The following is a 23,627-nucleotide window of genomic DNA, read 5'->3' on the forward strand; positions in this document are numbered from 1 at the left end:
GAGGGGGCCCTGCCCCCTCGCCACCAGGAGCCGCCGTGCGCCGCCCACCCGCCCTCTCGTTCCTCCTCGTCACCGTCTTCCTGGACCTGCTCGGGCTCGGCCTGGTCGTGCCCGTCGTACCGGCCCTGCTGGCCGACGTCGCCGGGGACGCCGCCGCCGCTGCCCGCTGGTCCGGCCTGCTCGGCTCGGTCTACGGCCTGCTGCAGTTCGTCGTCTCGCCGCTGCTCGGCCGGCTCGCCGACCGGTACGGCAGGCGGCCGGTCCTGCTCGGGTCGGTGGGCTGCCTCGGCGTGGACTGGCTGGCCCACGCGGCCTGCCCCGCACCGTGGACGCTGCTGCTGTTCCACGCCCTCGCCGGTGCCTGCGCGGGCACGTACACCGTGGTCAACGCCTATCTCGCCGACGTGACCGCCCCCGGGGCACGGGCCCGCGCGTACGGGCTGGTGGGAGCCGCGTCGGGGCTCGGGTTCGTCGCCGGCCCGACCGTCGGCGGTCTGCTCGGCGCGGTCGACGTACGCCTGCCGTTCCTCGCCGCCGCGGCGCTGTCCTTCGCCAACGTCGGGTACGGCTGGTTCGTCCTGCCCGAGTCGCGGCCCGGTGACCGCCGGACCCCGCTGACCCTGCGGACGGCGAACCCGTTCGGTGCCGTCGCCGCCACCCTGCGACGCCCGGTGCTGGGCCGGCTCGCGTCGGCCCGGTTGTGCGCCGACGTCGCCCGGATGACCCACCAGTCGACCTGGACGTTCTTCCTGACCCACCAGTTCGCCTGGGGTACCGCGCGGGTGGGTGCGGTGCTGGCGACGGGCGCGCTCGCCGGGGCGGTGTTCCAGGCGGGAGCCGTCGGGCCGGCCGTGCGGCGGCTCGGTGAGAAGCGGACCGCGGTGCTCGGCGGCCTGCTCGGCGTCGGATGGCTGGCGGGCACGGCGTTCGTGACCGCACCCTGGCCGCTGCACCTGCTCCAGGCGGTCGGTGTGCTCGCCGCGGCCGGTGGCGCCGCCGCGCAGTCGTGGCTGTCCCGGATCGTGCCCGCCGACGAGCGGGGCACCGTGCAGGGGGCGCTGACCGGCGTCGGCGCCGCCGCCGAGACCGTGGTGCCGGTGCTGGCCGGGACGGCGTTCGCCTGGTCGCTGGCCCACGCGTCACCGGGCCTCGTCTTCGTCGGCGCGGCGGTCTTCGCGGCCGGGTCGACCCTCCTGCTGGCCACCACCCCCGACCCTCCACGGCCCTGACGAGGGCGGTCGGGAAGCTGCGCGACCGGTGCCGCCGGATCGGCTGCCTGATGCGTCGAGTGTGGAGTCGGCGGGGGTGCTCCGATCCGGCGTCCGCCGTTTTATCCGACGCTGCCCGACCGACTCCACCCACGCACGTCCACTTCTGCATTTGCGTGCCGTGGAAGTTCCACGAAACCGATCGGGTCAGCAAAACGATTTGGCTCCGGACGCGTTGATAGGTGGGACAGCGGAGGGCTTCCATTGGCTGGGAATGGGCAACTCCTGACGCTGGGAACCGCTTCTGCCGAAACTGGCTGATTCGACGGTCAGCGCTGCGGTATTCGCCATTTCCCGACGGGTTCACCCGCCGTCCCCGCCGCAGAAAGTCAACATTCTCCACGATGTGCCGTCGATCAAGCGATTGCCCGACAAAAGGCGCAAGCGACCACCGGTGGCACCGGCCTCACAGGCATCCCGGGCTGCGAAAACGTCGGGTACGACAGGCTCCGGCGTGACCCGCCGCCGGCGCAGCGGCCGACACCAGCCGAAGGGATGGCCGAAAATCGGCTGATCGGCGGGCCAGCATGGACTGATCGGCCACTCTTGCCGCACCGTGACAGGTACAACCCGAGCGAATGGCCGATGCGCGCGACGTTCCGCACCCGACCGCCGACCACATTCTGGCCACCGTCGGCTACAGCCGTGTGAAGTGAACGTGAATGAGGTGTTTCGATCACTTCGAAAAAGAGCACGTCAGTGCGCCTGACACCGACCGGCAACATCACCAAGATCAGCGCAAAGCGCGTTTACCGGAAGGCGACTTCGTACGCACGGCGCTAACACCCGACCCCGCTTGCGTCAATGCTCCACATGCGACAGGATCATGCGCGGAATCCGAACCAATAATTGCTAGCCTTCGATGGCAACCCCGCGGTCCATACAGGATCGGCGGCATTGTTCACATCTCCTCATCGGAGGTCACCACATGGTCCACACCGGACCTACGCGCCGTCGCGCGAACCGATTCGCCCTCGCCGGGCTGACCGCGCTCACGGTCCTGCTCGGCACCCAGACCCCGGGCCTCGCCCAGCCGCCGACCGCGCCGCGCACGCTGGCCCAGCCGCCGAGCGCGCCCGGCCTCGGCCAGGTCGCCAGCAAGAAGGAGGCCCGCCCCGGCCCGCTGCCCACCCGGGCCGGCACCGTCAAGGTCGCCCCGTCGTCGGGTGCCCGCAGCGGCGGCGTGGGCACCCAGGCGATCAACGACAAGGTCGCCCTCCGGTCGCTGATCGTGGCCACCAACACGGCGGACTTCGGCGTAGCCACGCTCACCACCACCCTCGACCGGGTCGGCGCGAGCTACGACATCATCTACACCGCCAGCCAGACCCTCTCGGCGAGCACGCTCGTCGACTCCAACGGAGTCGGCAAGTACAACGCGATCCTGCTCACCAACAGCATGCTGATCTACGAGTCGGGCGGCAACTACCTGGAGGGCCTCAGCAGCACGGAGTGGACCACCCTCTGGGCCTACGAGCGCAACTTCCAGGTCCGGCAGGTGGCCCTCTACACCAGCTACGGCACCTGGCCGGAGGACTACTGCCTCAACTCCGCGGGTGAGACCGCGGTCGGCGACACCCCCCTGCCGGTCTCCCTGACCACCGCCGGCGCCGGGGTCTTCGACTACCTCAAGAGCACCGCCGAGATCCCGGTGACGCAGTCCTACGTCTACAAGACGTCGATCAAGAGCGGCTGCAACGCCGACGCCCTGCTGACCAACGGGTCCAACGTGCTGGCCGTCCGCACGACGTCGACCGACGGTCGGGAGCGCCTCGCCCTGACGTTCACCTCGAACCAGTACCTGCTCCACTCGGACCTGCTGGTCTACGGCCTGATCCGGTGGGCGACCAAGGGCCTGCACTTCGGTGAGCAGAAGCACCACCTCAACGTCGACATCGACGACTGGTTCAGCTTCTCGGACCACTACAAGGAAGACGGCACCGTCGAGTACAGCCCCGGCTTCCAGACCACCGGGCACGACGCGGTCAACCTCGACGCGAAGCAGACCGCGCTGCGCGCCGCGCACCCGCTGGCGTCCGGGTTCATCTTCAACATCCCCTACAACGGTGCCGAGATCGACCCGTTCGCCGGCAGCACGTGCAGCCCGAACGGCGACGCCACCACGCTGACCGCCACCACGAAGTGCCTCAAGAACAACTTCCGGTGGATCAACCACACCCTGACCCACCCCGCGCTGAACACCACCGACTACACCACCACCCACGACGAGATCAGCGCGAACCAGACCGCGGGCACCTCGATCGGGCTGAACCCGCCGGCCAGCGTGCTGAAGACCCCCGAGTACTCCGGCCTCGGGGTCTACAACAACTCCAGCGGCGTGCTCACCGACTACGGCCTCGCCGCGTCCAACCCGGACCTGATCGACGCGGCCGCCGACCTCGGCATCACCACGCTGGCCGGCAACATGTCGTTCGCCAGCCACGTGCCGGCGCACTTCAACGCGTCCACCGCGCACCCGCTGGACGCGAGCATCGCCGTGGTGCCGTGCTGGCCGACCAACATCGCCTACCACACCACCAACCAGGCCGAGGAGACGCACTTCTACAACGCGTTCTACGGCCCGAACGGCCACTTCCCCTACTGGCCCACCGACCGCACCTACGCCCAGCTCCTGGACTACGAGGCCTCGGTCGGCCTGCAGCACGTGACGTCCGGCTCGATCTACGCGCACACGTTCCACGTCGCCAACGTGCGTGACTACGGCTCGGGCAACAGCCTGGTCACCGACTGGGTGGGCGCGGTGCTGACCAAGTACAGCTCCTACTACTCGGTGCCGCTGCTGAACTCGGCGTGGACCGACATCGCCACCTACACCAGGGCGCGTACGGCCCACTTCGCCACGCTCGGCGCCGGAGCGTCGGCGATCTACGACCGGACCACCGGTGAGATCACGGTGACCTCGCCGGCCGCCGGCTCGCTCCAGCTCGGGGGCGTGGCCGCGACCACCACGGGTGCCGGCAGCTACGGCACCGACGTCACCGTCCCGGTGACGCTGGCGGCGAACACCCCGGTCACGTTCACCGCCGCGCCTCGCCTGTAGGGCGAGACGGCGACATCAGAACAGCAAAGGTAAACGGGAGCAATTGGTGAGGATCGCACTGGTCTCGGAGGGCACCTACCCGTACGCGATGGGTGGGGTGAGCATCTGGTGCGAACAGCTCATCCGGGGAATGCCGGACTACCGGTGGGAGGTCGTGGCGCTCACCGTGGACGGCACCGAGGAGCCGGTGTTCGACCGGCCGGCCAACCTCGACCGTGTGCACTCGATCCCGCTGTGGGGCGGCCGGCCGACAGGCCGCCGCCCCCGGCGGGGGGTGCTGGTCCCCGCCGGACGGCCCGGCACCGAGTTCATGCAGTCCTACGAGGTGTTTCTGCGGGCCCTGGTCACCCCCCTGGAGTCGACCCGTTCCCAGGCCGGTGCGGTCAACCGGAGCACCTTCCTGCTCGCCCTGCGCGGCATGTTCGAGTACGCCTCCGCCGGCGGTGACCTGGGCGCGGCCCTGCTGTCCAACGAGGCGCTGCGGATGATGCTGGAGGCCTGGCACACCCTGCGGGTCGAGGAGACCGGGCCGGCCCCCACCGTCGCCGACGCGTTGGAGGCGGCCTGGCTCATCTCGCACATGCTGCGGCCGTTGAGCGCGCCACCGGTACGCGCCGACATCGTGCACTCGTCGATGAACGGTCTGGCCACCCTCGTCGGGATGGCCGCCACCTGGACGTACGGCACCCCGTTGGTGCTCTCGGAGCACGGCATCTACCTGCGCGAACGCTACATCTCCTACCTGCACGACGACGCGCCGCACCCGGTCCGGGTGCTGGTGCTGAGCTTCTTCCGCTCGCTCGCCGGTGCGGCCTACCTGATCACCGGCGCACTCGCCCCGCACTCGCAGTACAACCGGCGCTGGCAGCTGCACAACGGCGCCGACCCCGAGCGGATGTGGACGATGTACAACGGCGTCGACCCGGACGAGTTCCCACCCGCGGCCGGCGAGCCGGACGTGCCGACCATCTCGTTCATGGGCCGGATCGACCCACTGAAGGACCTGCACACCCTGATCCGGGCGTTCGCGCTGGTACGGGCCGAGATCCCCGAGGCCCGGCTACGCATCTTCGGCGGTACGCCGGCCGCCAACAAGGTCTACCACGAGAGCTGCGAGGCGCTGATCGACGAACTCGGGCTGACCGGGCACGCGGTCCTGGAGGGCCGGGTCGGCAGCGCCGTCGAGGCGTACCACGCGGGCAGTCTGGTGGCGCTGACCAGCATCTCCGAGGGCTTCCCCTACACGGTGGTGGAGGCGATGGCGTGCGGCCGGCCGACGGTGTGCACCAACGTCGGCGGGGTCGCCGAGGCCGTCGGCGACACCGGTTTCGTGGTCGCGCCGCGCGACGTCACCGCGATCGCCGCCGCCTGCGTCACGATGCTCAACGACCGGGACCTGCGGCTGCGGCTGGGGGCGACGGCCCGGCAACGGGTGCTGGAGCGGTTCACCCTGCAAAGGTCGTTGCAGGCGTACCGCGACATCTACGAGCGGCTGGCCACGCCGCGGGGGGCGTCCCCCGCGCCGAAGCACCTGCGCGGTCAGGCCCAGGGTTTCGTCCGGGTGCCGAACCGGCCGACCCGCCCCGGGGTGGCATCGGTCGCCGCCCGCCCCGCCGCCGTGCCCACGGTCCGGCCCGAGGTGGCCCCCGCCGCCGCGACGCCCGTCGTCGCCCGGCCCGAGCCGACCCCGGTCACCGCCCGGCCCGAGGTGTCGCCGCTGGCCGGGCGGGTGCCCCGCCAGCGGGGGCCCGAGCAGTACTCGGCGGCGGCGTACCGGACCCGTCACGACCCGAACTCGGCCGCGCCGGAGCTGCCGCAGCCGGCCGGGCCGGGCCCGGACGACGACGAGACCACGACCGTCATCATGCGTACCACCGGTGGTCGCTGATGACCGAGGCCACCGACCCGGACGTCACCGATCCGTTGTTCCGCCCCGTCGCCACGATGACCACCGAGCCGGGGCCGGCCGAGAGCCCCGAGCGCACCATCCTGCTGCCCCGGATCTCCACCGACCCGGTGGACGACCTGGTCGAGCGGGTCCGGCCCCGGTTGACCCGCGCGGTGGACGCGCTGCAGGTCGCCGCCGCCCTGGAGGCGGACGGGCACACCGACCGGGCCGCCCAGGTCGAGTACGGCTACCGCGACGTCTTCGTCCTCGCCGCCGAGGTGTTCCGGCGGTTGGGCCCGGCCCCGGCGGTCGAGGAACAGCCGGCCGCCGCGCCGGGGGCCGGCCGGGACCGGCGGAGCGACCTGCGGACGATCTCCCACGGCCTGCTGTACGTGCTGCCGAGCGCCGCGTTCCCCGCCGTCCTGTCGGTGGTGGGACGGTCGGGGCTGGTGGCCGGGATGATCCTCGCCGGCACGGTCGGCTGGATCTGGTCGGGCGTGGTCGCCTACTCGGCGTTCCGCCTGCTCGGCCTGGGCCGGGCCCGTTCGGCCAGCCGGGTGCTGCGGATCGCCGCGCTGACCGCCGTGCTGCTCGGCCTGGCCGCCGGTGCCCTGATGCTGCCCTACGGCGGGCTGCCGCTGGCCGCGATGATGGTCTGCCAACTGGCCTACCAGCTGGCCAGCACCCTGCTGGTCTTCTACCGGCGGGAGGGGTGGCTGGCCGCCGCGCTGGTCCCGGCCGTCCTGGCCAGCGGGGTGTTCCTGGTCGCCGGTGGGGTGACGGCGCGGCGCTGGGCGGTGGGCGCGGCGGCCCTCGGCGTGCTGGCCGCGTTCGCCGCCGGGCTCTGGGCCACCCGGTCCGCCGCCCGGTCGACCGAGCCGGCCCCCCGCGACCCGCTCTGGCCGGCGTGGCCCGCCCTGCTCGGCGTCGCCGGGTACGGGCTCTGCTCGGCGGCGCTGCTCTTCCACGCGCAGGCGCCCTACCTGCTGGGTCAGTGGGACGTCGCGGCGTCGGCGGTGCCGCTGATCCTGTCCATGGGGTTCGTCGAGTGGCGGACCAGCCGGTTCTGGGCGAGCGGGGTCGCCCTGTCCCGGCGGGCCCGGTTCCCGCACGCCTTCGTCGTCGGGATCTGGCGCACCATCGGCCGGGAGTTCGCGGTGTGCCTCGCGGTGCCGGCGGTGTTCGGGGCGCTGCTGCTCGTCGCGCTCGACCGGGCCGGCGTGCTGTCCACCGCCGGGGTGGTGATGACGGCCGCCCACGTGGCTCTCGCCGGGGCGTACTACCTGGCGTTCCTGCTGGCCGGTCAGGGCCGGTACGGCTGGCTGTGCCTGTCGATGACGGTCGTGATCGTGCTGCACGTCGGCGGGGGTGCGCTGCTCGGCGTCGCCCCGCTGCTCGGGCAGGGCGGCGACCCGCTCACCGACACCTCGCTGCACCTGGTCAGCGTGCTGCTGCTCCAGGCGCTGTTCGCGCTCGGTCTGGTTCCGGTGATCGGGCAGGTTCGGCACTACCGATAGTCCACTTGAGACCTATGGGGAGGTCCGGTTGCACGCGGTGATCCTTGCCGGTGGCAAAGGGGTACGGCTACGGCCGTACACGACGACGCTGCCGAAGCCCCTGATGCCGATCGGGGACAGCCACTCGATCCTGCAGATCGTGCTCGACCAGCTCGCCTCGCGCGGGTTCACCTCGGTGACCCTGGCGATCAACCATCTCGGCCCGCTGATCCGGGCGTTCGTGGGCGACGGCAACCGGTGGGGGCTGGCCATCGACTACATCGAGGAGGACCGGCCGCTGTCCACGGTCGGCCCGCTGTTCGGCCTCAAGGACCGGCTGCCCGAGGAGTTCCTGGTGATGAACGGGGACGTCCTCACCGACCTGGACTACGGCGACCTGCTGCGCAGCCACCAGCTCTCCGGGGCGGGCCTGACCCTGGCGACCTCCGAACGGGTGCACCGGATCGACTTCGGCGTGCTCGACGTGGACGCCGGCCGGGTCGTCGGGTTCCGGGAGAAGCCGGCGCTGCGCTACCCGGTCAGCATGGGCGTGTACGGGATGTCGCGGCGGACCCTGGAGCCCTACCCGGCCGGGTTGGCCCTCGGCTTCGACCAGCTCGTGCTGGACCTGCTCGCCGGCGGCGACCCGCCGATGACGTACCCGTTCGACGGGTTCTGGCTGGACATCGGGCGGCCGGAGGACTACGACGAGGCGAACCGGTCGTTCCACCAGCTCAAGCCGATCCTGTTGCCGGCCGGGGCCACCCCGGTGGAGGCGGGCGTCGGCGAGCCGGTGGGGGCCGTCGGCGAACCGCTGGCCGCCGACCTGACGGGCGTGGTGGGCGCCGGGGAGCTGACGTGACCCGGGTGCTGCTGTTCGGGGCGTCCGGGTTCATCGGGGGGCACGCCCGTGACGCGCTGACGGCGGACCCCCGGGTGACCGAGGTGGTCTGCCCGGGGCGGGCGACCCACGACCTGCTCGACGGCACGCCGGACGCGCTGGCCGGGCTGCTGCGGGAGGTCGCCCCGGACGCGGTGGTCAACTGCGTGGGGGCGCTCACCGGCTCCGCCGGGCAACTGGTCACGGCGAACACGCTGGTCGCGGCGAAACTGCTGGAGGCGACCGCCGCCGCGGCACCACGGGCCCGGCTGGTCCGGCTCGGTTCGGCAGGCGAGTACGGGCCGGTGCCGGACCGGGTGCCGGTCACCGAGGACTCCCCCGCCCGGCCGGTCAGCGCGTACGGCGTCAGCCACCTGGCCGGCACCCGGCTGTTCCAGCTCGCCGGGGAGGCCGGCGAGGTCGACGCGGTCTCGCTGCGGGTGTTCAACCCGATCGGCCCCGGCATGTCGCAGGAGAACCTGCTCGGTCGGGCGGCGGCCCGGCTGCGGGCCGCCCTGGACGACGGGGCCACCGAGATCACCCTGGGGCCGCTGTCGGCGTACCGGGACTTCGTCGACGTGAGGGACCTGGCCGCGCTGGTCGTCGCGGCGGTCCTCGCGCCGACGCTGCGGCACCGGGTCGTCAACGCCGGCAGCGGCCGGGCCGTCACCGCCCGGGAGGCGGTCGCCCTGCTGGCCGACGCGGCGGGCTACCGGGGCCGGGTCCGCGAGGCAGGTGCCGGGCCGCAGCGCTCGCAGGCGGTCGACTGGATCCAGGCCGACATCGGCCGGGCCGCCGAGCTGGGCTGGTCGCCGGTGCGTGACCTGGCCACCTCGATCAAGGACATCTGGGCCGTCGGCGACGCGCGGTGAGCCGGCGGACCGCTCCCCCTTCACGACACACCCGCACACGAGAGGACAGCAGATGAGCATGAAGATCGGGGTCGTGGGCCTGGGCTACGTGGGGCTCACCCTCACCGCCGCCCTCGCCGACAAGGGCTTCACGGTGTACGGCGCCGACGTGTCACCGGCGGTGCTGGACGCGCTGTCGCACGGCCGGCCGCACATCTTCGAGCCGGGCATCGAGGACGTCTTCGCCGCCCACCTCGGCACCCGCATCCACGTCGCCGCCGACCTGCCGAAGGACACCGTCGACGTGGCGGTGATCAGCGTGTCGACGCCGGTGGACAACATGACCCACCGGCCCAACCTGGCGAACCTGGCCGCCGCCGCCCGGGTGGTGGCGGCGAGCTGCCGGCCGGACACGCTGGTGGTGGTCCGCAGCACGGTCCCGGTGGGCACCAGCCGTCGGGTGGTGCTGCCGGAACTCCAGGCCGCCTGGGGTGAGCGGGTGAAGCTGGTGATGGCCCCGGAGCGCACCATCCAGGGGCAGGCGCTGCGGGAACTGGTGGAGCTGCCGCAGGTGATCGGGGGTCTGGACGACGACAGCCTGGTCGCCGCGACCGACTTCTTCAACGGGCTGGTCCGCACCATCGTCCCGGTCTCCAGCCTGGAGGCCGCCGAGTTGGTGAAGCTGTCCAACAACTGCCACACCGACCTGATCTACGCGTTCGGCAACGAGATCGCGCTGGTCGCCGAGCGGCACGGCCTCGACCCGCTGGAGGTGATCCGGGCGGCCAACGTCGACTACCCGCGCCCCGATCTCGCCAAGCCCGGGTACGTGGGCGGCGGCTGCCTCTCCAAGGACCCGTACATCATGATCGACAGCGCGGGTGACCGCCGGCCGTTCCTCGTCGGCAAGGCCCGCCAGCTCAACGAGTACCTGCCGATCCACGTCGGCGAGACGGTGGTGCGGATGCTCGTCGAGGCGCGCGGGCGCAGCCTCGGCGCCCGGCTGGCGGTGCTCGGGTGGGCGTACAAGGGCTGGCCGGCGACCGACGACATGCGCGGCACGCCGATCGAGCCGATGATGCGGGTGTTCTCCGCCGCCGGGGTCACCGTCCTCGGTCACGACCCGATGGTCACCGACGACGTGATCCGCCAGTACGGCGGCGAACCGGTCAGCCTGGACAAGGCGTTCACCGAGGCGGACGCCGTCCTGATCATCAACGACCACCCGGACTACCGGGCGTTGCGGGTGCCGGAGGTGCTCGGCGCGACGCCACCGGCGTTCGTCTACGACTCGTGGCGGGTGCTCGACGCGGACGCGGTGCTGGCCGCCGGGGTCCGCTACGCCGGGCTCGGCTACCTGCCGCCCGCCCCCGCCGAGGCGGCCGGCGCGGACGCGGCGACCGTCGCCGCCGGTGCGGGCGCGTCGAACACCGCGGCGGTGTCGGCGTGAGGGCGCTGCTGCTCGGCGGGGCCGGCTTCATCGGCCTGCACCTGGCCCGGCGGCTCGTCGCCGACGGGCACCGGGTGACGATCGTGGACGACTTCTCCCGGGGCCGCGACGACGCCGACCTCGACCGGCTGCGCGCCGACCCGGCCGTGCAGGTGGTCTCCGGCGATCTGACCGACCCGGCCACCTGGGCGGCGCTGCCGACCGGCTGGGACCAGATCTACCTGCTCGCCGCCGTCGTCGGCGTGCGCAACGTGGAGCAGGACCCGGCCCGGGTGATCCGGGTCAACACCCTGTCGGCGCTGCACCTGCTCGACTGGGTGGCCCCGGGCGAGCGGGTCTTCTTCGCCTCCACCAGCGAGGTCTACGCCGGGGGCGTGACCGCCGGGGTGGTGCCGGTGCCGACGGACGAGACCGTGCCGCCGATGATCTCCGACATCGCCGCGCCCCGGTTCGCGTACGCGGCCAGCAAGCTGCTGGGCGAGGCCGCCTTCCTGCACACGGCGCGGGCCCGGGGGTTCGAGACCGTGGTGGGCCGGTTCCACAACGTGTACGGCCCCCGGATGGGCGCCGACCACGTCATTCCGGAGATGTCGCTGCGCGCCCTGCGTGGGGCCGACCCGTTCCCCGTCCCGGGGGCCGACCAGTTCCGGGCGTTCTGCCACGTCGACGACGCGGTCGAGGCGATGGTGCGGCTGATGGCGGCACCGGCGGCCGCCGGGCAGATCGTGCACATCGGCAACGACCGCGAGGAGACCAACATCGGCGACCTGGCGAAGCTGGTGCTGCGGGTGGCCGGGGTCAGCCCCGCCATCGCACCCGGGAACGCGCCGCCGGGATCGGTCGCCCGCCGCTGCCCGGACCTGTCCCGGCTGCGTGAGCTGACCGGCTACGAGCCGGGCGTCAGCCTGGAGGAGGGGGTCCGCAGCACGTTCGCCTGGTACCGGGAACACGGGTGGACGTGATGAGCCGACGCCCCATCTGCTTCTACTACGGCGACGGCCGCCTGCCCGAACTGACCCGCTACGTACGGGTGGTGCTGCAACCGGACTTCTACCGTCCGGCCGAGCTGCGCTACCTCGCGGCGCAGGACGTGCAGACCCTCGGCTACCTGTCGCTGTCGGAGGACCAGGGGCCGCCCGCGCCCTGGCAGCGGCAGGAACGCAACCCGGACTGGGGTGGTGCGTTCGTCCACGTCGACCATCCCGGGTGGGTGTCGCACGTGGTGGGGCAGGCGAAGCAGGCGATCGCGCAGGGCTTCGCCGGGCTGTTCCTGGACACGCTCAACGTCGAGCTGACCTTCCCGGAGGACGTGCCGCACCTGCTGACCCTGGTCGCCGCGATCCGGGAGGAGGCGGAGCCGGCGTACCTGCTGGCGAACCGGGGCTTCGGCATGCTGCCCCGGCTGGCCGAGATCGTCGACGGGATCGTCTTCGAGTCGTTCTCAGCCCGGTGGACCGACCATGGCTACGCGCCGTGGCCGCCCGACGTGCTGGAGTTCCACGCCCAGATCGCCGAGCAGTTGCTCCAGCTGGAGCTGGACCTGTACAGCCTCGACTATGCCGACAGTCAGGGCCTGACCGATTTCGCCGAGCGCCGGGCCCGGCAGTTCGGGCTCCAGTCCTCGGTCAGTGACCGCGCCCTGTCGCGTACCTGACCGCCTCACCCGGGGCGGGACCGCTGCGGTCCCGCCCCGCCCGGTACCCCCGCCCCCACCGTTCCGGGACCGGACCGCGCGTCGGCACCACGCGCGTGCGGCACCCGCCCGGCGGGGGCGGGGTTCCGGCGGAGCCGGTCGGGTGGGTCAGGCCGCGGCGGCGTCGAGCGCCGGGGCCAGCGGCAGCAGCGCGGCCCGGACGAGGTCCGGCAGCGGCGCGGACGGCACCACGAACCCGGCCATCGACGGCACCTCGCCCGTGCCGTGCAGCCACTGCCGCAGGGCCAGCCGGGCGGCCGCGCCGACCGCGGCGGCGAGCACCTGGGCGGCCAGCGGTCCGACGCCGGGACAGCGGGTGGTGACCGCCCCGGCCAGGGGTTCCTCGAACGTGGTGACGGCCTCGACGTAGCAGGCGCGCAGCGTGGGGCTGGCGGCGATCATCAGCAGCGCGGCGGGCGGCTGGTCGCCGGGGTCGGCGTACAGGCCCACGACGGCGTCGACGACCGCGTCGGCGAGGCCGACCCCGGGTGGCCGGGCGAGCACCGCCGCCGCGACGCCGGCCGCGCGGTCGGCGGCGACCCCGGCGACGATGGCCTGCTCCCGGCTCGGGAAGTAGTTGTTGTAGGTCCGGGTCGACACGCCCGCCGCCTGGGCGATCTCCTCGACGCGGACGTTGTCCGGCCCCCGTTCCAGCGCGAGGCGCAGCGCCGCCGCCTGCAGGGCCTCCCGGGTGGCCCGCTTCTTGCGTTCCCGCAGCGTCGATGGACCGGTCACGGTGCCACTGTCGCACACACGATACGTGCGCGCAAAATTGCGTGCACGCAAAATTATGCTACGGTCCCTCCGGAAACCGGGAGCACCACGACCGAAAGGGACCGACATGCGCGCCAAGGGCATGGCCTACGACACCGGCTTCGTCACCGACGGCGTCACCTCGGTGCCGCACTGGGACCCCGAGGTGGTCCGGCGGGAGCTGGCCATCATCCGGGACGACCTGCACTGCACCGCCGTCCACCTGGTCGGCGGCGATCCCGGGCGGCTGGAGTCCGCCGCCCGGATCGCCGCCGGACTCGGCCTGGAGGTCTGGTTCTCGCCGTACCCCCTGGAGCTGGAACCGGACCTGATCCGCGCCCTGTTCCTCGACTGCGCCGAGCGGGCCGAGCGGCTCCGCGCGGCGGGAGCCGAGATCGTGTTCGTCGCCGGCGCCGAGCTGAGCATCATGAACCGCGGGTTCATCGAGGGGGAGCGCCTCGCGGACCGCCTCGACCACCTGTTCACCGACCCGGACGGCCGGGCCGGGCGCATCGCCGGGGTCCGCACCCGCCTCGATGCGTTCCTGCGCGCCACCGTGGCGGCGGTCCGCGAACGCTTCCACGGGAGGGTCACCTACGCCGCGATCCCGTTCGAGGGCGTCGACTGGGACCTGTTCGACGTGGTGACCGTCGAGCTGATCCGCTCCGCCGAGGTCGCCGACCAGTTCCGCGACGGCGTACGCCGGCTCGTCGACCAGCCCAAGCCGGTCGCCGTCACCGGCTTCGGCACCGCGACCTGGCGCGGCGCGGGCGACGTCGCGCCACGCAGCATGGAGATCATCGAGTACGGCCCGGACGGCAGGCCCCACCGGCTGAACGGAGCGTACGAGCGCGACGAGCAGGGCCAGGCCGCCTACCTGGGAGAACTGCTCGACATCTTCGACAGCGAGGGGGTCGACAGCGCCTTTGTCCACCTGTTCGCGCTGCCCAGCCTCCCGCACCGGCCGGACGGAGACCCGCGCGACGACCTCGACCTCGCCAGCCCCGGGATCGTCAAGGTGCTCGACGGGCGCACCGGTACGACGTACCCCGGCCTGCCCTGGGAACCGAAGGCAGCGTTCGCCGCGGTCGCCGCGCACTACGCGCGCTGATCCGCCCGGCCGGGCGGACGGCGTCGCCCCTCAGCGCAGCCGCAGCCCCGCGACGAGGAGCCCGACCATCCGGCGGGCGTCGTAGTAGGGGGCGCGGCCGGCGCAGAGGTTGCCGACGGCGAACAGCAGTTCCCGGGGATCGGTGCCGGGGCGGATCTCGCCGGCCGCGGCGGCGGCGTCGAGCAGGCGGGCGCAGGCGGGGACGAGGTGGTCGAGGAAGTACCCGTGCAGCGCCTCGAAGGCGGCGGCGTCCGAGTTCATCGCCCCGGCGAGGCCGTGCTTGGTGACCAGGAAGTCGACGAACTGGTCGATCCAGGCGGTCAGGGCGGCGTGCGGCGAGTGGCAGTCGACGAGCAGGGCCGGCGCGGCCTCGGCGCACGCCTGCACCTGGTGCCGGTAGACCCCGACGATCAGGTCGGCCCGGGTCGGGAAGTGGCGGTAGATGGTGCCGACGCCGACGCCGGCCCGCGCGGCGATGTCACGTACCGGCACGTCGACACCGGCGGCGAGGAAGGCCGCGGCGGCCGCCTCGAGCAGGGTCGCCTCGTTGCGCCGGGCGTCGGCCCGCTTCCGGGGCGCGTCGGCGCGTCCGGGTGGGGTGGGCGACCCCGGTCCACCGTCGGCCATGCGTCGTCACCTCCGGGCACCCTTGGCAAACGGAACAGCGTTCCGTATAGTTCAGAGCGGAACACGGTTCCACTTGCACCATGATGCCAGAGCCGGACGGCCGGCGGCCAGCCGCGCCCCGTCCCCTCCCCACCAGTCCACGGCGCGTCCACACGCGCCGTGGTTCCCGGCGGCACCGACCGTCCGCCACCCCGTCACCCCGTCACCCCGTCACCCGTGGAGGAAACCCTCATGCAGTACCGCACCCTCGGCCGCACCGGCGTGCAGGTCAGCACCCTCGTACTCGGCGCGATGAACTTCGGTGCCATCGGCCGCACCGGCCAGGCCGAGGCCACCGCGATCATCGACGCCGCCCTGGAGGGCGGGATCAACCTGATCGACACCGCCGACCGCTACAGCCAGGGCGAGTCGGAGGAACTGGTCGGCCGGGCCATCGCCGGCCGCCGCGACGACATCGTGCTGGCCACCAAGGCAGCCATGCCGATGGGCGACGAACGCAACCACCGGGGCACCTCCCGCCGCTGGCTGCACACCGCGCTCGACGGCAGCCTGCGCCGGCTCGGCGTCGACCACATCGACCTCTACCAGATCCACCGCTGGGACCCGACGACCAGCGACGAGGAGACGCTGTCCGCGCTCACCGACCTCCAGCGGGCCGGCAAGATCCGCTACTTCGGCTGCTCGACGTTCCCCGCGTACCGGCTCGTGCAGGCCGAGTGGGCCGCCCGGGAACACCACCTGGGCCGGTACGTCACCGAACAGCCCAGCTACTCGATCCTGCAACGCGGCATCGAGACCCACGTCCTGCCCGTCACCGCGCAGTACGGCATGGGCGTGCTCGCCTGGAGCCCGCTGGCCTCCGGGTGGCTGTCGGGCGCGGTCCGGGCGGGCCAGGAGATCACCACCCACCGCGCCGACGTCCTGCCCGAGCGCTTCGACCTCACCATCGCCGGCAACCGGGCCCGGCTCGACGCGGTCGAGCAGCTGACCAAGGTCGCCGAGGAGGCCGGGCTCACCCTGATCCAGCTCGCGCTCGGCTTCGTCACCGCGCACCCCGCCGTGACCAGCGCGATCATCGGCCCGCGTACGCCGGAGCACCTGCGCAGCCAACTCGCCGCCGCCGACACCGTGCTCACCGCCGACGTGCTCGACGCCATCGACGCGATCGTCGCCCCCGGCGTCGACCTCGCCCCCGGCGAGAAGCACGACACCCCGCCGGCCCTACTCGACCCGGCGCTGCGCCGCCGCTGAGCGCCGGATCAGGAAGGACGGCATATGCCGCACCCCACCCCCCTCCGCATCGGGATCATGACCGCACCGATGCAGGTCCACTACCACGACGTGCTGCGGGTCTGGCGCGAGGCGGACGACATCCCCGAGATCGCGCACGCCTGGCTCTTCGACCACCTGATGCCGATCGGCGGCGACCCCGACGGGCCGGCGTACGAGGGCTGGACGCTGCTCTCCGCCCTCGCCGCCCAGACCCGCCGGCTGCGCCTCGGCCTGCTCGTCACCAGCAACCGGTTCCGGCCCCCGGCGATGCTCGCCAAGATCGCCACGACCGTCGACATCGTCTCCGGCGGACGGCTCGACTTCGGCATCGGCGCCGGCTCCCGCCCCGGTCACCCGGCGGCCCGCCGCGAGTACACCGCCCACGGCCTGCCCTACCACGACTTCAGCCACTCGGTGCAGAGCCTCGCCGAGGCGTGCACGGCCATCAGGCGGCTGTGGACCGAGGACGCGCCGTTCGACTTCCACGGCGAGCACGTGCGGTTGACCGGGGCCTACGGTAATCCGAAGCCGGTGCAGCGGCCGTACCCGCCGATCGTCATCGGCGGACGCTCGTCGGCCCTGCTGCGGGTCGTCGCCGAGCACGCCGACGTGTGGAACGTCCCCGGCGGTGGGGACATCGGGGACGTGGCCGCCCGCAGCGCGCTGCTGGACCGCTACTGCGCCGAGATCGGCCGCGATCCCGCCGCGATCACCCGCTCGATCCACCTGCCGGTCTCCTACGACCGGCCCGAGGAGACCCGGGCCGCGATCGGCGCGGCGACCGCCGCCGGGTTCGGGCACGTGATCCTGGGGTTGACGCCGCCCTATCCCGTCGGCGTCGCCCGCTGGATCACCGACGAACTCATCACCCCGTCGGTGTAGCCGGGACGATGCCTCCGGTTCCTGCGCATCCGGCTCAGCCGGCCCGGGCGTCCGTCCAGCACCGGCCACCCGGAGGTGGCCCGGGCACGTCCGGGCCGGACCGACGTCGGCTCACGCAGACAGGGCCGGATCGTTCGCGTCGATCGTCAGCTGCCAGAACACCACAGCCCCACCCTGACCGCGCGGCGTCCGACGTCCCGGGGCGCGACCGACGGCGGCCGGTCGCAGCGCTGACGTCGCCGCGCGGTCACCGGGTCGACGGCACCGCTCCCGACCGGCCGGCCCGTCCGGAGCGCTTGAGCAGCACCGCGCCCCCGGCGACGAGGACGACACCCAGGACCATCCCGACGACGTTGCCCTGGGTCAGCGAGGCCAGCGCACCCAGCACGCCCACCACGACCAGCAGCACACCGAGAACCCGCAGCAGCAGACCACCGGCGGTCTTCATCTGTCCGTTCGCCATACCAACCCTGTTCCCCGCCCGTACCGTCCACAAACGACCGACGGTGGACCGCCCGGGCCACCTACCGTGCGGTGGACTCCTCGGGGAGGAGTCGACCGCTGGATCACCGACGAGCCCGTCACCCCGTCGCGGTGGTCGGATCGCAACCTCAGGGACGAGATCCGGGTTCCTCCGCATACGGCTCGGGTGGGCCGGGGGCCAGGGTGGACGGGTAGCCACAACCTGGGAGGTCCGCCGTGTTCCGTCGTACCGTGACCGTCGTCGTCGCCCTGCTCACCGTCCTCGCCGGTCTCCCGGCGGTCGCCCAGGCGCGTCCCGGGCCACCGCCGGGCCTCACCTGGGGTGAATGTCCCGACGATCTGCCCGACGTCCCACCCGACCCGCGCGTGCGGTGCGCCCCGCTGCGCCTGCCGGTGGACTGGGCCAGACCGGACGGCCCCACGTTCACGCTCGTCGTGGCCCGTCGGACCGCCCGAGTGGCGGAGCAGCGGGTGGGCACGCTGGTGTTCGGGCCGGGCGGCCCCGGGGACTCGGGGTTGGAACGCATCCGCCGGGGGGACCGATTCAGCGACGAGCTGCTGGACCGGTTCGACCTGGTCAGCTTCGATCCGCGTACGGTGGCCCGCAGCGCCGCCCCGGTCTGCACGCCCGACCCGGAGCTGCGCAGGCCACCCGTCGTGCTGACCGGCCAGGCCGACTTCGACGCCACGGTGGCCTACAACCGGGCGCTGTGGAACCGGTGTCGCCCGACCAGCCCGGTGTTCGGGCACGCCGACACGCTCAGCACCGTGCACGACCTGGAGGCGCTGCGGCGTGCGCTGGGTGAGCGGCGGTTGACCTTCCACGGCAGCTCGTACGGCACGCTGCTGGGCCAGCAGTACGCCGAACGGTATCCCGACCGGGTACGGGCCGTGGTGCTGGAGGGCGTGTTCGACCACAGCCTGGACGTGCGGTCCTTCGTCCGTACCCAGGCGGCGGCGCTCCAGGACGCCTTCGACGAGTTCGTCACCTGGTGCGACAGCTCACCCGGGTGCGTGCTGCACGGCCGGGACGTCCGGGCGGTCTGGGCCGCGGTGCTGGCTCGCGCCGACAACGACGGGTACGCCCCGCGCACCGCCTTCGACGTCACCGCCGTGGCCCTCGGGATGCTCGCCGGCCCCCGCTTCCCACAGCTTGCCGAGGCCATTCGGGACATGGCCGCCGGCATGCCGCCGCCCGAGGTGAAACTCCCGGTGGCCGTGGCGGTCTTCTGCGCGGACTGGCCGGCCACCGTCCGCGACCACCACGAGTACGCGGCCCTGCTCCGGGCAGCCAGGGCGGTCGCACCGGACGTCCGCTACGGTGCCGGTCTGCTGGCCGTGCACACCTGTCTGGGCTGGCAGTCCCCGGTCCGGAATCCACCGCACGAGCTACGGGTGCGCACCCGCACGCCGTTGCTGCTGCTCAACGCCCGGCACGACCCCCGCACCGGCTACGCCTGGGCCACCAACGTCGCCCGACAGCTGGGCCGGCACGGACGCCTGGTCACCTACGAGGGCTCGGGCCACGGCACCTACCTGCGCAACGCGTGCACGGTCGCCGTGGTCGACAGGTACCTCGTCGACCTGACCCTGCCCGCTGCCGACGCCCGCTGCCCCGCAGGGTGAACCGTTCCGTCAGCGACCCACCGGGGTCCGGCCCGCGCCGTCGGCGGTCACCTACCGGACGGGCTGGGTGGTCAGGGGGAAGGTGACGCCGGTCAGCTCCTCGGAAACCGTCCACAACCGACGGGCGACGGCACCTTCGCGGGCGTTCCTGGAGCGGCCGACGAGCTTCGGCGCGCCACGCCCCTCGAAAAGGCCGTCCGGCCCGGCGTAGCTGCCGCCCGGAACGTCGGCGACCGCCGCGTAGAGGGTGGGCGACGCGCCGTCGGCGTCGCTCTGCGCGAGCCGGTTGACCAGGGCCGTCTGGAGCCGGTTCCACCAGGAGCGGTCGCCGTCGAGGTGCCCGAGCAGGTTGGTGGCGGCCAGGCCGGGATGGGCGGCGGTCGCCAGCACCGGCGAGCCGGCCTCGGTGAGCCGGCGGTGCAGTTCGGCGGTGAACAGCAGGTTCGCCAGCTTCGACTGGGCGTACGCGGGGAACGCCCGGTAGGGGCGGCGCTCCCAGTTCAGGTCGGCGAAGTCGATCTTCCCGGCCCGGTGCGCGCCGGAGGCGACGGTGACCACCCGCCCCCGGATCTGCGGCAGCAGCAGGTTGGTGAGCGCGAAGTGCCCGAGGTGGTTGGTGCCGAACTGGAGCTCGAACCCGTCGGCGGTACGGGTCGGCGGCGGGATCATCACGCCGGCGTTGTTGACCAGCAGGTCGATCGGCCCGGTCCAGCCCTCGGCGAACGCGCGGACGGAGGCGAGGTCGGCCAGGTCGAGCCGGCGTACCTCGACGTCGCCGGTCATGCCCGCGGCGGCGGCGGCGCCCTTGGCGGGGTCGCGGACGGCGAGCACGACCCGGGCACCCCGGGCGGCGAGCGCCGTGGCGGCGACCCGGCCGATGCCGCTGTTCGCGCCGGTCACGATGACGGTACGGCCGGTCTGGGCGGGGATCTGGGCGGTCGTGAATGTTGTCATGGGAAACAATGTATACGGCGACAACAATGTCGGCAACGGCGACATTTTTCCGGCTACCATGACCCCCGTGCCCGCGTACCACCACGGAAACCTGCGGTCGACGCTGCTCGCCGCCGCCGAGCGCAGCCTGCGCCAACACGGCGCGGGCCAGCTCTCGCTGCGCGAACTGGCCCGGGAGGCGGGCGTCAGCCACGCCGCGCCGCGCCGGCACTTCGCCGACCGGCAGGCGCTGCTGGACGCCCTCGCCGAGGCCGGGTTCGCCCGGCTGCACGCCGAGCTGCGCACCGCGCTCGCCGCCGCGGGTACGGACTTCGGGTCACGCCTGCACGCCATGGCCGCCGCCTACCTGCGGTTCGCCACCGAGGACGCCGCCCTGCTGGAGCTGATGTTCACCGGCAAGCACCGCGAGGGGGCCGAGCACCTCGTCGCGGCCGCCGCCGGACCGTTCGGGCTGATGCACGACCTGATCGTCGAGGGGCAGGCCCGGGGGGTGCTGGAACCCGGCTCCCCGGACCGCGCCGGCATCGTGCTGTTCGCCACGTTGCAGGGCATCGCCACGCTGGTCAACGGCAACCTGGTCGCGCCCGGGCTGCTCGACGGGATCACCCGCACGGCGGTCGACCAGTTCCTCCGGGGGTCCCGCCCCCGGTGATCGCCGGACGATGTCGGGGGTCGGTCGTAGGCTCGGCGTCATGCCGAGGACGCACACGCTCACCCTGCCGGGAGTGGAACTGGTCTACGACGTTCGCGGCCCGCTCCCCCCGGCGGACGGGCGTCCCGCCCTGGTCATGATCGGCCAGCCGATGACGGCCGACGGCTTCGACGCGCTCGCCGCCCAGTTCGCCGACCGCACGGTCGTCACCTACGACCCGCGCGGCCTGGGTCGCAGCGTCCGCACCGACGGCCGGTCCGACCACACGCCCCAGCAGCAGGCCGACGACCTGCACCACCTGATCGGGGCGCTCGACGCCGGTCCGGTCGACATGTTCGCCAGCAGCGGCGGGGCGGTGACCGCCCTCGCCCTGGTCGCGGCCCACCCCAACGACGTCGTCACGCTGGTGGCGCACGAGCCGCCCGTCAACGCCGTGCTGCCCGACGCCGCCGCCGCCGAGCGCGCGCGGGCCGCCTTCCACGAGGCGTACCAGGCGAGGGGCGCCGGCGCGGGGATGGCCGCGTTCATCGTGATGACGTCGTGGCAGGGCGAGTTCACCGACGCCTACTTCGCCCGGCCCGAGCCCGATCCGGCGACGTTCGGCCTGCCGACCGACGACGACGGCAGCCGTGACGATCCGCTGCTGTCGAAGAACTCGTGGCCGGTCACCGACTACCGCCCCGACGCGGCGGCACTCACCGCCGCACCGACCCGGATCGTCATCGCGGTCGGCGAGGAGTCGGCCGGGACGTACACCGCCCGGACCGCCGTCGGCACCGCCCACCTGCTCGGCCAGGAGGCCACCGTGTTCCCCAGCCACCACGGCGGTTTCCTCGGCGGTCACGCCGGCTACGCCGGCAAGCCCCGGGAGTTCGCCGCGAAGCTCCGTGAGGTGCTGGCCACCCCCTGACCGACCGACGGCGACGCGCCGGCCGGTGGGCCGAAACAGCGGTCAGCGGGGGCCCGGTGAACAACGGCGCAGGAGCGGTATCCCCTGGTCGGGATACCGCCACATCAGCTCCGGTGAGTCGATCATCCGGGGCGCAGGTGGTCAGTACCGGTGCAGCGCCGTGCGGATCAGCCGGTTGACCAGCTTGGGGTACTCCAGGCCGCTGGCCGCCCACATCCGGGGGAACATCGACGTCGGGGTGAACCCGGGCATCGTGTTGATCTCGTTGAGGTAGACGTCCAGTTCGGGGGTGACGAAGAAGTCGACCCGGGCCAGGCCGGAGCAGTCCAGCGCGGTGAAGGCGCGGGTGGCGTACTCCTGGACCTGGTGGGTGACCCGGTCGGGCAGGACGGCGGGGACGTCGTACTCGCAGACCTCGTCGGCGAAGAGGTACTTGGCCTCGAAGTCGTACCACTCGCGGTCGCCGACCATCCGGACCTCGGCCAGCACGGACGCCTCGGGCGCCCCGCCGGCCTCGCCCTCCAGCACGCCACACTCGATCTCCCGGCCGACGACCGCGGCCTCGACGAGCACCTTGGTGTCGATCTCCCGGGCGACGGCGACCGCGTCGTCGAGCCGCGCCCAGTCGTCGACCCGGGTGATGCCGAACGACGACCCGGCCCGGGACGGCTTCACGAAGACCGGCAGGCCCAGCCGCTGCTTGTCGGCCTCGCTGAGGGTCATCCCGTTGCGCAGCACCGCGTACGGGCCGACCGGGATGCCCTCGGCGGCGCAGAGCTTCTTGGTGAACTCCTTGTCCATCGCGGCGGCGGAGGCGAAGACGTTCGCGCCGACGTACGGGATGTCGGCCATCTCCAGCATGCCCTGGATGGTGCCGTCCTCGCCGTACGCGCCGTGCAGCACCGGGAAGACCACGTCCACGTCGGCGAGCGCGCGGGGGCCCTCGGTCGGGTCGAGCACCAGCAGACCGCCGGCGGTGGGGTCGGTCCGCAGCACCACCTCGGCCCCGGCCCCGGCGGTGACCTCCGGGAGCCGGCGCGCCCGGATCGCCAGCTCGCCCGGGTCCCCGCTGGTCAGCACCCACTGGCCCTGCCGGGTGATGCCGACCGGCACCACGTCGTACTCGTCGGGGTCGAGCGCGCCGAGCACGCTGCCCGCGCTGACGCAGGAGATGCCGTGCTCGGGGCTGCGTCCGCCGAACACGATCGCCACGCGGGTCTTGCCTGGGGTGGTCACTCGGGTCACCTCTCGGTACGCGACTGCGGAGCCGTCAGTTGCGCTCACCCGACTGACCTTACTGTGGGTTGCGGCGGACCGATGGTGATACCCGGCAGGAAGCGAGCGACCCTCGCAAACGGTCATCCAACCCGATACGTTACGTGACGATCAGGGCCGGTGGGGGTGGTGGCCACGCCCCCGCCCGACCGCGATCACCTTCACCCGCTGCCGCCCGGCCCGGACCATGCCCAGGGCCATGAACGCCCCGGCTATCCGGTCGGCGGCCTCCCGGCTGCTGGCGCCGACCACCTGCCGCCGACGCTCGGGCCGGGCCCGCTCGTCGCGGGTGGACGTCTCCACCGGCCGGACGTCACTGAGCACCACCAGGAACCGCGTCATCGCCGTCACCAGACCCCTCACCGCTGGAAGTCCTTTCTCGACGCATGCGGCGGCGGGCCGGGTCGATAGCGGACCGGGGGGGAAAACCCAAAGACCCGCGCCCAAAACCCACCCCGAACACACCACACCCCGCGCCACCCAAAACCGTGGTGT

Annotated in this window: 21 protein-coding genes; 15 read left to right on the top strand and 6 right to left on the bottom strand. The window is 73.0% G+C overall.

Annotation, left to right across the window (positions count from 1 at the left end):
- Positions 1–35 precede the first annotated feature (35 nt).
- From ACOJTC_RS29930 to ACOJTC_RS29970, 9 genes are all read left to right on the top strand, one after another.
- The gene (locus tag ACOJTC_RS29930; RefSeq protein ID WP_420119391.1) at positions 36–1,229 is read left to right on the top strand and encodes an MFS transporter; all 1,194 of its coding nucleotides are present in this window, start codon (positions 36–38) and stop codon (positions 1,227–1,229) included.
- A gap of 967 nt (positions 1,230–2,196) precedes the next feature.
- Positions 2,197–4,329 carry a hypothetical protein gene (locus ACOJTC_RS29935; protein WP_420119392.1) on the top strand — a complete coding sequence of 711 codons (2,133 nt, stop codon included), beginning with the start codon at positions 2,197–2,199 and terminating at the stop codon, positions 4,327–4,329.
- Between the two features lie 46 nt (positions 4,330–4,375).
- Positions 4,376–6,217 (top strand): GT4 family glycosyltransferase PelF, encoded by a 1,842-nt coding sequence (gene pelF / locus ACOJTC_RS29940; protein ID WP_420119393.1) that lies wholly within the window; start codon positions 4,376–4,378, stop codon positions 6,215–6,217.
- The gene (locus tag ACOJTC_RS29945) at positions 6,217–7,734 is read left to right on the top strand and encodes a hypothetical protein (RefSeq protein WP_420119394.1); all 1,518 of its coding nucleotides are present in this window, start codon (positions 6,217–6,219) and stop codon (positions 7,732–7,734) included. Before pelF ends, ACOJTC_RS29945 begins: the two co-directional genes overlap by 1 nt.
- 37 nt (positions 7,735–7,771) lie before the next feature.
- On the top strand, positions 7,772–8,575 hold the full coding sequence (locus ACOJTC_RS29950) for a nucleotidyltransferase family protein (protein ID WP_357928885.1): 804 nt from the start codon (positions 7,772–7,774) through the stop codon (positions 8,573–8,575).
- Complete coding sequence (locus ACOJTC_RS29955) at positions 8,572–9,465, top strand: NAD-dependent epimerase/dehydratase family protein (RefSeq protein ID WP_420119395.1); 894 nt, start codon at positions 8,572–8,574, stop codon at positions 9,463–9,465. The genes ACOJTC_RS29950 and ACOJTC_RS29955 overlap by 4 nt, the downstream gene beginning before the upstream one ends.
- Before the next feature lie 52 nt (positions 9,466–9,517).
- Positions 9,518–10,894, top strand: a complete 1,377-nt coding sequence (locus tag ACOJTC_RS29960) for a nucleotide sugar dehydrogenase (protein WP_357928652.1) — start codon at positions 9,518–9,520, stop codon at positions 10,892–10,894.
- The gene (locus ACOJTC_RS29965; RefSeq protein WP_363652350.1) at positions 10,891–11,856 is read left to right on the top strand and encodes an NAD-dependent epimerase/dehydratase family protein; all 966 of its coding nucleotides are present in this window, start codon (positions 10,891–10,893) and stop codon (positions 11,854–11,856) included. The genes ACOJTC_RS29960 and ACOJTC_RS29965 overlap by 4 nt, the downstream gene beginning before the upstream one ends.
- A complete protein-coding gene (locus ACOJTC_RS29970) occupies positions 11,856–12,548 on the top strand; it encodes a hypothetical protein (RefSeq protein WP_232377246.1) in 693 nt (230 codons plus the stop codon). Before ACOJTC_RS29965 ends, ACOJTC_RS29970 begins: the two co-directional genes overlap by 1 nt.
- A 147-nt stretch (positions 12,549–12,695) precedes the next feature.
- On the opposite strand, the gene ACOJTC_RS29975 is transcribed toward ACOJTC_RS29970, so the two are convergent.
- A complete protein-coding gene (locus ACOJTC_RS29975; RefSeq protein WP_307826064.1) occupies positions 12,696–13,322 on the bottom strand; it encodes a TetR/AcrR family transcriptional regulator in 627 nt (208 codons plus the stop codon).
- A gap of 106 nt (positions 13,323–13,428) precedes the next feature.
- Here ACOJTC_RS29975 and ACOJTC_RS29980 point away from each other — a divergent pair, with 106 nt between their 5' ends.
- A complete protein-coding gene (locus ACOJTC_RS29980; RefSeq protein WP_420119396.1) occupies positions 13,429–14,451 on the top strand; it encodes a hypothetical protein in 1,023 nt (340 codons plus the stop codon).
- Between the two features lie 30 nt (positions 14,452–14,481).
- On the opposite strand, the gene ACOJTC_RS29985 is transcribed toward ACOJTC_RS29980, so the two are convergent.
- Positions 14,482–15,078, bottom strand: a complete 597-nt coding sequence (locus ACOJTC_RS29985) for a TetR/AcrR family transcriptional regulator (RefSeq protein WP_204923784.1) — start codon at positions 15,076–15,078, stop codon at positions 14,482–14,484.
- A 231-nt stretch (positions 15,079–15,309) separates the two neighbouring features.
- Between ACOJTC_RS29985 and ACOJTC_RS29990 the strand changes: the two genes are divergently transcribed.
- Both ACOJTC_RS29990 and ACOJTC_RS29995 read left to right on the top strand, forming a co-directional pair.
- Entirely contained in the window at positions 15,310–16,329 is a 1,020-nt protein-coding gene (locus tag ACOJTC_RS29990; protein WP_204923783.1) for an aldo/keto reductase, read from the top strand.
- A 57-nt stretch (positions 16,330–16,386) separates the two neighbouring features.
- Positions 16,387–17,232, top strand: coding sequence for an LLM class flavin-dependent oxidoreductase (locus ACOJTC_RS29995; RefSeq protein WP_420119397.1), 846 nt, complete (start codon positions 16,387–16,389; stop codon positions 17,230–17,232).
- Between the two features lie 247 nt (positions 17,233–17,479).
- Here ACOJTC_RS29995 and ACOJTC_RS30000 read toward each other — a convergent pair whose 3' ends face one another.
- Positions 17,480–17,695, bottom strand: a complete 216-nt coding sequence (locus tag ACOJTC_RS30000; RefSeq protein WP_420119398.1) for a hypothetical protein — start codon at positions 17,693–17,695, stop codon at positions 17,480–17,482.
- A 236-nt stretch (positions 17,696–17,931) separates the two neighbouring features.
- Between ACOJTC_RS30000 and ACOJTC_RS30005 the strand changes: the two genes are divergently transcribed.
- Entirely contained in the window at positions 17,932–19,341 is a 1,410-nt protein-coding gene (locus ACOJTC_RS30005; protein WP_420119399.1) for an alpha/beta fold hydrolase, read from the top strand.
- A 51-nt stretch (positions 19,342–19,392) separates the two neighbouring features.
- On the opposite strand, the gene ACOJTC_RS30010 is transcribed toward ACOJTC_RS30005, so the two are convergent.
- Positions 19,393–20,295, bottom strand: a complete 903-nt coding sequence (locus ACOJTC_RS30010) for an oxidoreductase (RefSeq protein WP_420119400.1) — start codon at positions 20,293–20,295, stop codon at positions 19,393–19,395.
- A 58-nt stretch (positions 20,296–20,353) separates the two neighbouring features.
- Here ACOJTC_RS30010 and ACOJTC_RS30015 point away from each other — a divergent pair, with 58 nt between their 5' ends.
- Positions 20,354–20,947: a TetR/AcrR family transcriptional regulator gene (locus ACOJTC_RS30015; protein ID WP_204923778.1), complete on the top strand. Its 594-nt coding sequence runs from the start codon at positions 20,354–20,356 to the stop codon at positions 20,945–20,947.
- A 40-nt stretch (positions 20,948–20,987) separates the two neighbouring features.
- Positions 20,988–21,857 carry an alpha/beta fold hydrolase gene (locus ACOJTC_RS30020; RefSeq protein ID WP_420119401.1) on the top strand — a complete coding sequence of 290 codons (870 nt, stop codon included), beginning with the start codon at positions 20,988–20,990 and terminating at the stop codon, positions 21,855–21,857.
- Between the two features lie 141 nt (positions 21,858–21,998).
- Here ACOJTC_RS30020 and ACOJTC_RS30025 read toward each other — a convergent pair whose 3' ends face one another.
- Entirely contained in the window at positions 21,999–23,093 is a 1,095-nt protein-coding gene (locus ACOJTC_RS30025; RefSeq protein WP_420119402.1) for a D-alanine--D-alanine ligase family protein, read from the bottom strand.
- A 150-nt stretch (positions 23,094–23,243) separates the two neighbouring features.
- Positions 23,244–23,474 (bottom strand): hypothetical protein, encoded by a 231-nt coding sequence (locus ACOJTC_RS30030; protein ID WP_204924133.1) that lies wholly within the window; start codon positions 23,472–23,474, stop codon positions 23,244–23,246.
- Positions 23,475–23,627 lie beyond the last annotated feature (153 nt).

Source organism: Micromonospora sp. (assembly GCF_048594385.1).
Classification (GTDB): Bacteria; Actinomycetota; Actinomycetes; order Mycobacteriales; family Micromonosporaceae; genus Micromonospora; species Micromonospora wenchangensis.

Coding starts and splice junctions, on each gene's coding strand:
- ACOJTC_RS29935 (WP_420119392.1), top strand. CDS start 2,197: ATGGTCCACACCGGACCTACGCGCCGTCGCGCGAACCGATTCGCCCTC.
- ACOJTC_RS29945 (WP_420119394.1), top strand. CDS start 6,217: ATGACCGAGGCCACCGACCCGGACGTCACCGATCCGTTGTTCCGCCCC.
- ACOJTC_RS29960 (WP_357928652.1), top strand. CDS start 9,518: ATGAGCATGAAGATCGGGGTCGTGGGCCTGGGCTACGTGGGGCTCACC.
- ACOJTC_RS29970 (WP_232377246.1), top strand. CDS start 11,856: ATGAGCCGACGCCCCATCTGCTTCTACTACGGCGACGGCCGCCTGCCC.
- ACOJTC_RS29980 (WP_420119396.1), top strand. CDS start 13,429: ATGCGCGCCAAGGGCATGGCCTACGACACCGGCTTCGTCACCGACGGC.
- ACOJTC_RS29985 (WP_204923784.1), bottom strand. CDS start 15,078: ATGGCCGACGGTGGACCGGGGTCGCCCACCCCACCCGGACGCGCCGAC.
- ACOJTC_RS29990 (WP_204923783.1), top strand. CDS start 15,310: ATGCAGTACCGCACCCTCGGCCGCACCGGCGTGCAGGTCAGCACCCTC.
- ACOJTC_RS29995 (WP_420119397.1), top strand. CDS start 16,387: ATGACCGCACCGATGCAGGTCCACTACCACGACGTGCTGCGGGTCTGG.
- ACOJTC_RS30000 (WP_420119398.1), bottom strand. CDS start 17,695: ATGGCGAACGGACAGATGAAGACCGCCGGTGGTCTGCTGCTGCGGGTT.
- ACOJTC_RS30010 (WP_420119400.1), bottom strand. CDS start 20,295: ATGACAACATTCACGACCGCCCAGATCCCCGCCCAGACCGGCCGTACC.
- ACOJTC_RS30015 (WP_204923778.1), top strand. CDS start 20,354: ATGACCCCCGTGCCCGCGTACCACCACGGAAACCTGCGGTCGACGCTG.
- ACOJTC_RS30020 (WP_420119401.1), top strand. CDS start 20,988: ATGCCGAGGACGCACACGCTCACCCTGCCGGGAGTGGAACTGGTCTAC.
- ACOJTC_RS30030 (WP_204924133.1), bottom strand. CDS start 23,474: ATGACGCGGTTCCTGGTGGTGCTCAGTGACGTCCGGCCGGTGGAGACG.